Raw genomic sequence first — 12,509 nt, 5'->3', positions numbered from 1 at the left:
GATGGAAGATGAAAATACTTTTACACTGAACTTAAATTAACTCCTTCTGCCAAGCTTTTTACAACTATCAGCCCTTTTGTAAATCCTGTATCCAGGTGATCCTGCCATTGTTTATCAACCTGAACTTCAGTATGCAGTTTTGTTTTTCCGCCAAAATCGATCAGGAAATATTTTTCGAAGCAACCACTCCATTCCATGACCTCTTTACTGTGAGTGTCTTCATTACCTTCCTTATCTACCATTCCCAAATGTTTAAAAACTACCTGTCTTGGTTCATCCAGACTATCGATGGTAGAAACCATTCCTTCTCCTTCTGTATTTACGAAGTAAGTTTTCCCACCTACTTTCCAATCGGATTTCATCATAGATCCGGGACTGAAATATTTTGTCCATTCACTATATGTTTCGGGACTCCAGAGAATGTCCCAGACTTTTTGCATGGGTGCATCAATTACTGTTTCGTACGATAAGGTTTCCATATTCTATATTTTTTAAGGTTGATTTGGTTAAAATCAGACTTTCCTTTTAAAGCTGGTTTTCTGAAAGGTGTTTTACAATTGCCATTGCTTTAGGAAATTTTTCTTCAAAGAACTCTTTAAATTCTGCGGGTGTTTGAATTTTAGTCGTCAGTAAAGTTCCGTTATCATTTTCTTCAAGGAAATAGGCTTCTGTAGCTTCTCCCCAATCTTGTGGAACTTCAATTCCTTCATAGATTTCTCCAAGGTGTAAAAATGTTATTTCCTCGTTGGGGATGATCTTTTCAACCCTGCTGTACATTCCGTTATTTTTGGGGTCAAGAAATTTAATGATATTATTCTCTTCCAAGGTTCCTTCATAAAATGATCCGTCTGTAAAAGCTGTTGTCCACTGTCTGTAGGTAATATCTCCCCAGAGAACGCTCCATACTTTTTCAGGTTCTGCATTTATTTCAATTTCATATGATAATTTTTCCATGTTCTTTACTATTAATTAATTTAAGTGATAAATTTTAAGTTTTTTTTATCCTCCGACAAAGTCTCCACCGTTAATATGAATTACTTCTCCTGTAATATAACTGGCATCTTTAGACGCTAGAAAAACATATGCAGGTGCTACTTCTGATGGTTGCCCTGCTCTTTTTAACGGGGTATCTTTTCCAAAGGTTGACAGATCATCAAAAGCTTCTTTTACCAAAGGTGTCCAGATAGGTCCGGGCGCAATTCCGTTGACTAATATTTTCTTTTCTGCAAGGTTATCTGCTAATGAACGGATAAATGACAGAACGGCTCCTTTTGTAGCGGCATAATCTATCAGATGATCGCTTCCACGATAGGCTGTGACAGATGTTGTACAAATGATTCGTCCTCCTTTTTCTATTAATGGAAGAAAGTTTCTGGTGAAAGAAATCATGGAGATGATATTAGTATCAAATGTCTCCTGAATCTGTTCATCAGTAATTTTTTCCAGGCTGCTCTTTGAGGTATGAATTCCTGCATTATTTACCAGAATATCAATACCTTTCCACTCTGATTTTACTTTCTTTGCGCATTTTTCCCGAAATGTTTTCCTGGTAAGATCTCCTTTGATTAAAAGACATTTCTGCCCTTCTTTTTTAACTAGTTTTTGAGTTTCTTTGGCATCGTCATCACTTTCTTTATAGATAATGGTAACGTCTGCTCCTTCTCTGGCAAAATGAACTGCCACTGCCTGCCCAATTCCACTGTCTCCACCAGAAATTACAGCTTTTTTTCCTAATAATTTCCGGCTTCCCTGGTAGTCATCCCGAATGATCTCCGGAAAGAGTCCTTCTTTAGGAACTTTTGATTTAGATTGTGATTTGTTCTGTGTTTTCATATGCAAACCTTTTCTAAATAACATCAAACAGCAAGCCGAAAAAATTTTATGAATTATATGCGTCTTCTAGATCCTGAATAATAATTTTCTGCATTTTCATCATAGCCTGCACTACTTTATAGGCTTTTTCCTGATTAGGATCATTCATCAGCTGGATCAGTCTTTTAGGTACAATCTGCCAGCTTAAACCGTATTTATCTTTTAGCCAGCCACACATACTTTCTCTTCCTCCATCTGCTGTAAGTGTATTCCAGTAACGGTCAGTTTGTTCCTGATCATCGGTCATTACCACCAATGAAATTCCTTCATTAAAGTCAAACTGATGATCGTAGGAATTATCCATACAAAACAACGTGTAGTTATCTATTACAAAGTTAGCGTGCTGAACATTTTCAGCCGGTTCCGGTATAGGATGTCCTTCGCTTCCATCTCCGTATTCTAAAATATTACCAATGCTTGAGTTAGGGAAAGTTTTGGTATAAAGCTCCATTGCTTCTTTAGCCTTACCATTATTTTCATGAATAAACATAAGAGTAGGAACTATTTTTTGTTCACCTGATTTTTCTCCTAAGAATATCTGCCATGTAACGCCATACTGATCCTGAACCCAACCATATTTCTTACTCCAGGAATAAGACCCAAGTTCCATTAATGCTATTCCTCCCTGCAACAACTGATCCCAGTATTTCTGGACTTCTTCTTCCGTATCACAAATAACCATGAAAGAAATTGAAGCATTCTTCTTAAATTGCGGACCACCATTTAACAGCATTAATCTTTGCCCAAACAAATATATATTCATCACCACAGGAGTATCCGCTGTAATTTCACCACCGAAAACTTTACAATAAAACTCTGCTGATTGCTTGGCATCTTCATCGTACCAGAGACATGGGAAAATATCGTTATTCATAAGTTTAAATTTTAATTGATTGATATAGTTTGGTTGATTTTTTTCTTATTGATTAATAAGCAATAATTGCTCAAGGAGATTTTAGAATATGCTTAGATTTCTTCTTTCACTTTAAAAGCAAAAGAAATCTTATGTCTTTGCTCTTAAAGATATATATACCTTATTTGCAATGACATAGTAATAATTCTAGTTGATAACTTTTTATGCTTCTTTAAAAAACACCTGATTCTCCTTCATATAATCTTTTAACTTCATCACTGTATTTTTTCCGAAACCATGAAGCTGCAGAATTTCCTTTTCGGAATAGTCTGACAATTTTTCCAAAGAATCTATCTTTTCTTTTTTCAGGGCTTTTCTTGCGGGAACTGCAATTATACCATAAAGAAAGTCTTCATTTGCGTCATAGTTAACAGCATAAATGGAATTCAAACTCTTTGACATGATAACTAAATTGATCATGGCTACAAAAAATGTTTTTAATGATTCTCTACATACTTATGGAAATTGTTGAGAATGGCATACCAGCCTTCCCTTTGCATTTCCACGGAATTTTGTTTCTCGGGATCGAAAACTTCGGTAACTTTGGTCGTATTTTCATCTATTTTGTCGAAGATTACTTCTACTTTACGTCCGTCTTCCAAATGATATTTTATAATTTCATGGGGAATTACTTCATCGTATACTCCTTCAAAATCAAAAGCAAAGCTTTTATCTTTTGCTTCCATTTTGTTCTTAAACTTCCCGCCTACTTTCAGATCATTTTCAGAACTAGGACAATGCCAGCTTTCATGGGCAAAATTCCACTTTGTGATATGCTTTGGTTCATTGAAATAATTCCACACTTTCTCCACCGGAGCTAAAATTGTAATGTCTATTTTAATTGGATCCATAGTTCTATTTTTTTATGATTGAATAAAAGAGCTGCCCACAAGTGAGCACCCCTTTTAAATAATTAGTTAAATATAAGATTATTTTGCATATCCTTCATTATAGTTCACCATCCAATGAACACCATATTTATCCTGAAAACAACCGAAGTAGTCTCCCCAGAATTGATCTTCAATTGGCATTTCTACATTTCCGCCTTCTGAAAGTCCTTTAAAAAGTCTGTCCGCATCTTCTCTTGAATCCGGAAAAATAGAAACATAATTGTTATTTCCTACCGTAAGGGTTTGCCCGAAACCAGGAACTATATCTGAAGCCATTAAAAGGTCATCTCCAATAGGCAATGCGATATGCATTACTCTGTTTTTTTCTTCTTCTGAAAGGTTTTCTGTACCGGGAGCGTTCCCCATTTTGTGTACTTCACCTACGAATTCACCTCCAAAAATTGATTTGTAAAAGTTGAATGCTTCTTCAGCAGTACCATCAAAGTTTAGGTACGGATTTAATTTTGCCATGATTTTTAATTTTAAAATGTTATTATTTTGTTTAAACACAAATGACACAAATAGTTTCACAAATGACACGAATATATTAATGTGAAAACGTAAGTGTAATTAGTGATGCTGATTTAAAAATGTTTCTACTTTTTTAATGGTAAAGTTGATCAGATCTTCATTGAGGCTGTCGTCAAAATCAGCCATCATATAGGTTCCGTGAGTTGCGGGTACTATCATCAATTCCGATCCTTTTACCAACCGCCACATTTCTACGGTATGTTCGGGTTTCATTACATCTTTATCTCCACTGATAAATAATGCAGGGACTTCAATAGAACTCAGCACCTCATCGCCCCAATCTTCGAAAGTCTGCATCCTCTTACTGTCTTTATCAAAAAGATTTTCCAGTTTTGAAAAGTCTGGATTAAGATTTAAAAAATTGATCTTAAAAGGTTCCGGCATAGATTCAAAGGTAGCATCCTGCATCATTTCGAAAAAGCCATCCATCATTCCGTTTCTTTTGTAAAATGCTGATGCAACTACTATCTTTTCTACAATTCCGGGGTGACGGTGGACGATCTGTATCACTGTATTTCCACCATTGCTAAAGCCCCAAAATGCAGCTTTATGAATATTAAGTTCAGCTAATAATGCGGCTACATCATCAGCATCCTGTTCAAACGTTTCTGGAATATCACGGTGCTCGCTTCGTCCGTGGTTCTGGAGATCTACTCCAATCAGCTGAAATTTATCCTGTAATCTTTCTATCACTTCCTTGAAATCATAGAGAATAGAGGAACCTCCACCATGAATCAACACCAATGGTTTTCCTGATCCATATATTTCAAAATAGAGCTGGATCCCGTTTACATGTTTATATCCTTTTTCTATTGGATTCATGATTAATACTTGATATTTTCGTCAACATCGTACTTCATTCCCGGATAGTCTAAAATTCTTCGCATCAGCCCTATCTGCCCGCACAGATAATCTTCCCGACCAATGCACATTCCAACGAAATTGAGTTTTGTTTCTTTAATAAAAGGAATATTCATCCCGATTTCAAAGATCTCATCAAGTTCTTCATCAGTTACTTCCAATAGTTTCTGATATGCTTTTGCAGAAATATCATGAAAGTTTTTCTTCAGGTCTGCCAGCGTTGGATATTTGAAGTTTTCATCCAAGGTTTTTCCTTGAAAGAAAAGATCGTTATTAGGGTCCTGATCCTGTAATCCAAGTACCATACCCAAGCCATAGCGCATATTCACAAAGTTTCCTGCCATCCAAACGATATGATTGGTTTTATTTTCAATTCTTTTCAGAGCATCTTCTTCCAAAATGCCATCCAAAACGTTAATAAAGCTTTGGGTATGCATTCTGTAAGCTGGAATGATGAGTTCTACTTTTTTTGATTTTGGTGTGTCCATGTTTTTATTTTTTATGGAATTAGAATGTAAGTGTTGGGAAAAGCAAGGTTCTATCTCTATATTCTATGATTATTGAATGATTTTTTGCCACGAATGCACGAATTTCATTAATGATTGCTGATAAGATGGTGGTGTAAAACCGTTTATCTCTTTCTTGTTTTTTCCAACTGTTTTCTGGTTTATTTTATTCCTCCAGGTTTTCCCAGAAGTCTGCGGATATACCCTAACTGACCGCAATGGTAATTTTCGTGGAAGCAGAGTGTGGCAATATCATTAATCGTCTCATGATTAAAACTTTCGATAGTATTCAACTTTGCTTCTAGTTTATCCTGAGTTTGTTTTAAATAAGATTTGAGTTCTTCAAAATCTACCAACTCGTTTTTTCTTTCTAAAGGAGTGGCACCTCTGTTATATACGGAAAATATTTCTCCGTCCCATACGGCTTCTTCGCCAAGAATATTCAATAAGCCATTTCTAACATAAATCAGGTGTCCCAGTACCCAATTCATACAATTGGCATCCTCATTTGAAAAAATTATCGACTCTTCATTGGTGATTCCTTCTGTATTGATAGAGATTACTTTGTAAGTAACGTTTACCTGATGTTTCACAAATTCTATTGTATCTGATATTGTTTCCATAATATTTATATTAAAGAGTATCTTATATCATTGATAATTATTCTGTTGGTAACTTAGACATATCAGCATGCATTACTTCCCATTGATGCCCATCTATATCAGCAAAAGCACTTTGATACATCCATCCGTGATCCATAGACTCACTGTATTTTGAACCTCCGTTTTCAAGAGCGGTGTTTACAATCCAGTCTACTTCTTCACGACTGTCTACTCCAATGGCAAGAAGTACCTGAGTAGTATCTCCTTTAGCATAAGGTCTGTTGGTAAAGGTTTGGAAAAACTCTTCTTTCAGAAACATGGTGTAGATATAATCTTCTTTCATGACTACACATACAGCTTTATCGTCTGAGAACTGTTCATTGATCGGAAAACCTAATGTCGTCCAGAACGTTCTTGTTTTTTGTATGTCTTTTACAGGTAAATTGACATAGATTTGATTGATTTTCATATTCAGTAATTTTTGGTGTTAAACTTTTAACCAAAATTACCAAGGTGTGATGAAAATCTACTTGCCATAGGGCAAGATTTAATTTTTATTAGGATGGGAAACCAATTCTTTCCGAATTCTGCTCAGTGAAGTATCCGTTACTCCAAGATAGGACGCAATTTGTTTCAAAGGGGCAAATTGTATCACTTTTGATTTTTGTTCCAGGAGATTAAGGTAGCGCTTAGTAGCAGAAAGAGTGAACATTTCTACAGATCGTTGTTTATAATCAAAAAGCTCTTTAGACATCCATGATCTTCCCCATTCTCTGAGATTCGGGATTTTGTGAAATAATTCCTGAAAGGTATCATAATCAAGCTTCCAGCATTCGCAATCTGTGATGCAGACAATATTTTCCTGAGACGGTATTCTTTGAAACATTGATAAAACTTCAATAATCACTTCATTTTCAACAAAAAAGTGAGTAGTTACCTCATTTCCGTTGAAATCATTGACGAAGGATCTTGCAAGTCCGCTATCCAGAATATAGTATTCATTAGCTGTTTTTCCTTCTTCAAGAATGAATTCTCCTTTTTGAAAAGACGTTTTTTCGTGTGCCTGAAATATTTCTTCCAATTCCTCCTGCAGAAAAAATGGAAAATCATAACATATTTCTAAAGATTTGGTGGTCATCAGGTCATTTTTTTAAGACTTTAAAATTAAAATTTTTAATCGAAACAAATGCAATAAATATTAAACAATATGATTTATTCATCATTTAAAAACATATATCATATTGAATTTAAGATAATTTTAAAATTTTAAACAATTAAACGAAATTCAACTACAAAAAGAAGTCCATCCCTAAAATCAACATTTTTACATTTCTAACATAGTATAGAAATATGCTTTTGAGTATAGCCTGATTTACAGTTTAGATATTAAAATAAAGACAACTGAATTGACTTTGGTGGAGAAGGTTTCTGAGCATCACCGAACACTGTTTTTCCTCCGAAGCGCCATGAGTTTTGTCTTTCCTCTTCAATTACTTCCTGGATATTAAAATCCGGAGTGAAGTCTTTTTCAGCCGTAGTTACGATCTGATGAAGTTTATTTAATGTACTCAGCTTATCTGAATTTCCAAGTTTTGATTTTTCTATTCCTCTTCGAAGAATACTGATACTTTCGTCATAAGTATTGATAGGAACCGGGAAAGGATGACCATCTTTACCTCCATGAGCAAAGGAAAACCTTGCAGGATCAAAAAATCGTGACGGTGCACCATGAATAACCTCACTCACCAACGCCAAAGACTGCATCGTTCTGGGACCTACTCCTTCCAACATCAACAAATCCTCAAAATTCTGCGGTTGTTGCTCTCTGGTTACATATAACAATGCTCCCAAACGCTTAAGATCAACATCGGATGCCTGAACATCATGATGAGCAGGAAGAATCAGTCTTGAAAAATCTTTCATCACATCAATGGAATCGGTATGAGAAATATCGAGAATTCCTTTTCGGTTTCCTGAAGCTTCCGCATCGGTTAAGTTTAAAATTTTCCCTCTGGAAATTCCATTAATACCTGTGTGAGGTTCTTCTATGAATGATTTTATATTTCCTGAATGCCAATGATAACGTCTTGCAGTACCATCAGATTCGTGCATTCCCTGCTGAATAACGCTCCAGTTTCCATTATCTGACAGAATAAAATTATGCAAATACAACTGATAACCATCCTGAATGGCTGTATTATCAACTTTAGCAGAAAGTTTACTGGCTCTTACTAATTCTGTTCCGTTTAATCCGGTTTTTTCAGCAATCTGAATTAATTCTGACGGAGTTTCTCTTGAAAACTTCCCCTTTCCACCACAAATGTAAAGCCCTAACGACTGGGAATTGGGATTAATGGAACGCTTTAATGCTCCCATCACGGAAGTGGTAATTCCAGAAGAATGCCAGTCCATTCCCATTACAGCCCCAAAGCTTTGAAACCAAAACGGATCTGCCAACCGGCGAAGCACCTCATCTTTACCATAATCCATCAGGATAACCTCAACGATGGAAAGTCCAAGAACAGACATCCGTTCATACAGCCATGGCGGTACTTTGCCATAGTGAAGCGGTAAATCTGCGGTTCCTGAACGTTTCATTTTTCAATTTTAGAGAAACAAAGTTAGGCTTAATATTCCAAATGAATACTGATTCGAATCAATAAAAAACATTCCTCAAAAATTGGTAATCAATTCTTTTTTTATGACTTTTGTCTGATAACTACCAATACATGATCATTCATATGAAAAAGCTTTTACTATTGTTCACCGTACTCTCACTTTCTGCCTGTAAGGAAAAAAAAGAAACAACAACAGCTGAAAATATTGATAAAATGAGAGAAGAATGGAAGAAAAACAGGATAGATTTCTTTGTAGGTTCTACCCCACAGCCTTTTTCAGCCAAAACAATGAATGGTCACCAGTTCAATTCAAAGGATTACAATGGGAAGAACCTTCTCATCTTTATTTACGGCAAAAAATCTTTGGAAAGAGATCATAATCTAAGTTATAATATGACGGATGATCTGAACAGACTTTTTAATGAATATAAAGATCAGACTGGTTTCATCGGAATACTGGAAGGATTGGAAGATGACAAAACAGTTTATGAAAAGGCTTTAAAAGATGCCGAAAATATTCAGTTTGAACAGATTGATAATACGAAATCTCCACAAAGACAGGAACAAATCAAATACAACATTTTCTGTACTCCCACCAGAATTTTGATAAACAGTAATGGTAAGGTTATTCATTCCAGCTGTGGCGGTGCAACAGATCAGGAACTCATGCGGAAATTGGACAGTATAAAAACTCATCAGAAATAAATTTTCTGATGGTTTATTCATGTGAATAGAACTCTAAAGCTCCGTGCTTTTCCTGATCAAATTTTTCATTGAAAATAATTTTATTTCCAAAAGGATCATTTACTGTAAAAGAAACAGCATCATAAAAAGTCTTTTCAAGCCCGGGACGATTGTACTTGTAGTTTTTATCAATAAGTTCTGTATGGTATTCAGCAATTCCTTCTCCCCATATGAAAACACTGCTTCCGGGGCTTGCATCTCCATGATGTTCACTTAAATGAAGAACAATGTTTTCTTTCCTGACTTCAATATAAACCGGAAAGTTTTCTTCGAAACGGTGTTCCCATATAATTTCAAAACCTAGCCAATCGACATAAAACTCAAGCGTTTTCTGATAATCGAAAATTCTAAGGATGGGAATAACTTGTTCAGCTTTCATAGAGATTATTTTTAAGTTTTGGCTAAAGCCAGATGACAATTTATTATTTTATGAAAGCGGGCTAAAGCCCACTCCTATTAAATAAGGTACTATATTTTTATTTATGGGATAAAATATTAATTACTTTTCCGAATGGGTCTTCTACAAAAAATCTTCGAACACCCCAATCTTCATTGGTAATATCATAAACGATCTTAAAACCTTCTTTTTTCATTTTGTCATAAATTTCCTCGATGTTATCAACTTCTATAGACAAATCCGGAACGTCAGTATCATTTCCTCCCTGTACAGCAAAACTGATCTGCACCTTTGATTCTTCTTCATTTCCCAATGTTTTAATCCAGCCATGATCCATCAAAACATCAAGTTCTAAAATTTCCTGATAAAACTGATTACTTTTGGGGAGATCATTAGTTTTTATATTCGCTACAATTCTTTTTACCATTTTGATTTTTATTCATAAAAAAAGCCCTGTGAAAATACTTAAAATTTCCCAGAGCTTTAAAGATTATTTATTCTTAATTGAAGTTTTATAGTGAAGAAGCAGCTTCTAAAATAAACTGCGTAACTTCTTCAGGGTGTGAAGCTAACGAAGCATGCCCTGCATCCAGTGTAATTATTTTCTTCGGTTGAAGTCGTTCTGCCATTTCTTTTTCTGTTTCAGCAGGAATCATACGGTCATTGGATGAAATCTGATACCAACTTGGGCGTATTTTCCATGCCGGCTCACCTGCTACATCTCCAAAACACTGTCCGTGAATAGGTTTTTGAGACAATGCCATTACCAACGCTTTTTCATCATCTAAATCCTGACAGAAAGCAGATTTAAATTCGTCATATTTAATCCATAAAAACCCTTTATTATCAGGATAAATACTTGCTCCACCCGGAGATTCTCTTCTGCCTAAAAGAGATCCAAGGCTATCTCCTGCGTCTGGTGCAAAAGCTGCAATATAAACCAATCCGGCAACTTTATCATGATTTCCGGCTCCTGAAATGACTGCTCCTCCATAAGAATGTCCTACCAGAAGTACTTTTCCTTCCTGTGCATCGATAAGATCTTTTGTTTTATCAATATCGTCCTGCAGTGAAGTCAAAGGATTTTGAACGCTTCTTACCTTATATCCTGCTTTTACAAGTGAAGGAATAATGTATTGCCAGTGAGATCCGTCTCCCCAGGCTCCGTGTACTAAAATAATGGTTAAATCTTTCTGTTCCATGATGATAAGTATTAAAGTTTAATTAATAATGTAAAGCTACAATCTAAAATACCACAGGACGTTAACTTAAGTTAATTTACGATTCTGCTTCGGATACGGCTAAGCGATTGTTCGGTAATTCCAAGGTAGCTTGCGATATGTTTCTGTGCTATTTTCTGGAAAAGAAGGGGTTGTTTTTTTAAAAGATTGAGGTATCTGTTTTCAGGAGACAGACATATTAAATCATCAATTCTTTTTTTGGCATCTAAATAAATTTTTTCACTCATTACCCTCCCGAATTTCTGCCAATATGATTCTTTCTTATACAACCCCTGTAAATCTTCCTTGCTGAGCAATAGAATTTCACAGTTTTCCAACGCCTGAATATTCATATTGGACACGGTATCACAAAGTATGCTTTCGTAGTCGGTGAAGAATTCATTTTCAAAGTAGAATCCGAAATTGATCTCCCGCCCCTGATCGTTGATATAGAAGCATCTGATTGTTCCTTTTTTAATAAAGCCAAGGTATTTGCATTTATCTCCTTGTTTCAGAAAAAAATCTGATTTTAAAAGTGTTGTATCTTTCAGTAAAGCATAAAATTCATCAAAATGCTCCTGATCTACCTGAAATAGTTCTCCGTATTCTGTGTAATGGTTTGACATCATTTATGGTGTATTTTGAATTCAAAAAAAGCCTTGCAAAAATTACTTTCACAAGGCTTTTCTCAAAGATTATTTTGACTATTGATTCAATGCTGCTAATGCCGCATCATAGTTTGGTTCGTTTGCAATCTCAGAAACCTGTTCTGTGTAAACCACTTTATTGTTTTCGTCTGTAACGATTACTGCACGGCTTAACAGACCTTTTAAAGGAGAGTCTGTAATCACTACTTCATAATCATCACCAAAGCTGCTTCTGAAATCTGAAAGTGTTTCAACACTGTTCAATCCTTCTGCTGCGCAGAATCTTCCTAATGCGAAAGGAAGGTCTTTAGAAACGTTAATGACTACTGTGTTTTCTAATTTTGAAGCTTCTTCATTGAATTTTCTGCTTGATGCTGCACAAGTAGGTGTATCAATACTTGGGAAGATATTGAATACTTTTTTCTTTCCTTCAAAAGTTTGCAATGTCTTTACATTCAATCCTGAATCTACCAAAGCAAAATCTTTTACTTTACTTCCTACCGCCGGTAAAGCTCCTATTGTGTGTACTTCGTTTCCTTTTAAAGTGATTGTCGTTGACATAATATTTATTTTTTTATTTTTTCAAATTTAATCAAAAAAGAAAATTTCTCTATGTAATATAAGGTTAAATTAATCTTAAAGTAGAAATAAAAATATTTTAGACTGTACATCAGTTTTTTAAGCAATTCTGAGCCTTAAAAACTCCAA

General features: G+C 35.2%; 19 protein-coding genes. 1 reads left to right on the top strand and 18 read right to left on the bottom strand.

Annotation, left to right across the window (positions count from 1 at the left end):
- Positions 1-20: 20 nt before the first annotated feature.
- From BW983_RS03310 to BW983_RS03250, 13 genes are all read right to left on the bottom strand, one after another.
- Positions 21-479, bottom strand: a complete 459-nt coding sequence (locus tag BW983_RS03310) for an SRPBCC family protein (RefSeq protein ID WP_076549908.1) — start codon at positions 477-479, stop codon at positions 21-23.
- Between the two features lie 46 nt (positions 480-525).
- Positions 526-954, bottom strand: coding sequence for an SRPBCC family protein (locus BW983_RS03305; protein ID WP_076549907.1), 429 nt, complete (start codon positions 952-954; stop codon positions 526-528).
- Positions 955-999: 45 nt separating this feature from the next.
- Positions 1,000-1,833 (bottom strand): SDR family oxidoreductase, encoded by an 834-nt coding sequence (locus BW983_RS03300; protein WP_076549905.1) that lies wholly within the window; start codon positions 1,831-1,833, stop codon positions 1,000-1,002.
- 46 nt (positions 1,834-1,879) lie between these two features.
- Complete coding sequence (locus BW983_RS03295; protein ID WP_076549904.1) at positions 1,880-2,746, bottom strand: VOC family protein; 867 nt, start codon at positions 2,744-2,746, stop codon at positions 1,880-1,882.
- A 201-nt stretch (positions 2,747-2,947) separates the two neighbouring features.
- Entirely contained in the window at positions 2,948-3,187 is a 240-nt protein-coding gene (locus BW983_RS03290; protein WP_228408943.1) for a DNA-directed RNA polymerase subunit alpha C-terminal domain-containing protein, read from the bottom strand.
- 35 nt (positions 3,188-3,222) lie between these two features.
- Entirely contained in the window at positions 3,223-3,636 is a 414-nt protein-coding gene (locus BW983_RS03285) for an SRPBCC family protein (protein WP_076549901.1), read from the bottom strand.
- 78 nt (positions 3,637-3,714) lie between these two features.
- Complete coding sequence (locus BW983_RS03280) at positions 3,715-4,146, bottom strand: VOC family protein (protein WP_076550820.1); 432 nt, start codon at positions 4,144-4,146, stop codon at positions 3,715-3,717.
- Positions 4,147-4,245: 99 nt separating this feature from the next.
- A complete protein-coding gene (locus BW983_RS03275; RefSeq protein WP_076549899.1) occupies positions 4,246-5,028 on the bottom strand; it encodes an alpha/beta fold hydrolase in 783 nt (260 codons plus the stop codon).
- Positions 5,029-5,030: 2 nt separating this feature from the next.
- Positions 5,031-5,555, bottom strand: a complete 525-nt coding sequence (locus BW983_RS03270; RefSeq protein WP_076549897.1) for a hypothetical protein — start codon at positions 5,553-5,555, stop codon at positions 5,031-5,033.
- Between the two features lie 179 nt (positions 5,556-5,734).
- Positions 5,735-6,196, bottom strand: coding sequence for a hypothetical protein (locus BW983_RS03265; protein WP_076549896.1), 462 nt, complete (start codon positions 6,194-6,196; stop codon positions 5,735-5,737).
- 37 nt (positions 6,197-6,233) lie between these two features.
- On the bottom strand, positions 6,234-6,644 hold the full coding sequence (locus BW983_RS03260) for a VOC family protein (RefSeq protein ID WP_076549894.1): 411 nt from the start codon (positions 6,642-6,644) through the stop codon (positions 6,234-6,236).
- Between the two features lie 78 nt (positions 6,645-6,722).
- Positions 6,723-7,313, bottom strand: coding sequence for a Crp/Fnr family transcriptional regulator (locus tag BW983_RS03255; RefSeq protein ID WP_065393139.1), 591 nt, complete (start codon positions 7,311-7,313; stop codon positions 6,723-6,725).
- 248 nt (positions 7,314-7,561) lie between these two features.
- Positions 7,562-8,773, bottom strand: coding sequence for a DUF763 domain-containing protein (locus BW983_RS03250; RefSeq protein ID WP_076549893.1), 1,212 nt, complete (start codon positions 8,771-8,773; stop codon positions 7,562-7,564).
- A gap of 143 nt (positions 8,774-8,916) precedes the next feature.
- On the opposite strand from BW983_RS03250, the gene BW983_RS03245 reads away from it, so the two are divergent.
- Positions 8,917-9,498, top strand: a complete 582-nt coding sequence (locus tag BW983_RS03245) for a peroxiredoxin family protein (RefSeq protein WP_076550818.1) — start codon at positions 8,917-8,919, stop codon at positions 9,496-9,498.
- A 13-nt stretch (positions 9,499-9,511) separates the two neighbouring features.
- Here BW983_RS03245 and BW983_RS03240 read toward each other — a convergent pair whose 3' ends face one another.
- From BW983_RS03240 to tpx, 5 genes are all read right to left on the bottom strand, one after another.
- On the bottom strand, positions 9,512-9,916 hold the full coding sequence (locus BW983_RS03240) for a glyoxalase superfamily protein (protein WP_076549891.1): 405 nt from the start codon (positions 9,914-9,916) through the stop codon (positions 9,512-9,514).
- Positions 9,917-10,013: 97 nt separating this feature from the next.
- On the bottom strand, positions 10,014-10,361 hold the full coding sequence (locus tag BW983_RS03235; RefSeq protein ID WP_076549889.1) for a VOC family protein: 348 nt from the start codon (positions 10,359-10,361) through the stop codon (positions 10,014-10,016).
- A gap of 85 nt (positions 10,362-10,446) precedes the next feature.
- Positions 10,447-11,136 (bottom strand): alpha/beta hydrolase, encoded by a 690-nt coding sequence (locus BW983_RS03230; RefSeq protein WP_076549888.1) that lies wholly within the window; start codon positions 11,134-11,136, stop codon positions 10,447-10,449.
- Between the two features lie 71 nt (positions 11,137-11,207).
- Positions 11,208-11,783, bottom strand: a complete 576-nt coding sequence (locus BW983_RS03225) for a Crp/Fnr family transcriptional regulator (RefSeq protein ID WP_076549886.1) — start codon at positions 11,781-11,783, stop codon at positions 11,208-11,210.
- 75 nt (positions 11,784-11,858) lie between these two features.
- Positions 11,859-12,362 carry a thiol peroxidase gene (gene tpx, locus BW983_RS03220; RefSeq protein WP_076549885.1) on the bottom strand — a complete coding sequence of 168 codons (504 nt, stop codon included), beginning with the start codon at positions 12,360-12,362 and terminating at the stop codon, positions 11,859-11,861.
- Positions 12,363-12,509: the final 147 nt, after the last annotated feature.

The sequence above is a fragment of the Chryseobacterium ureilyticum genome (assembly GCF_900156735.1).
Lineage (GTDB): Bacteria > Bacteroidota > Bacteroidia > Flavobacteriales > Weeksellaceae > Chryseobacterium > Chryseobacterium ureilyticum.
The sequence above is the reverse complement of the archived record's forward strand: the minus strand, read 5'-3'. Positions and strand labels throughout refer to the sequence as shown.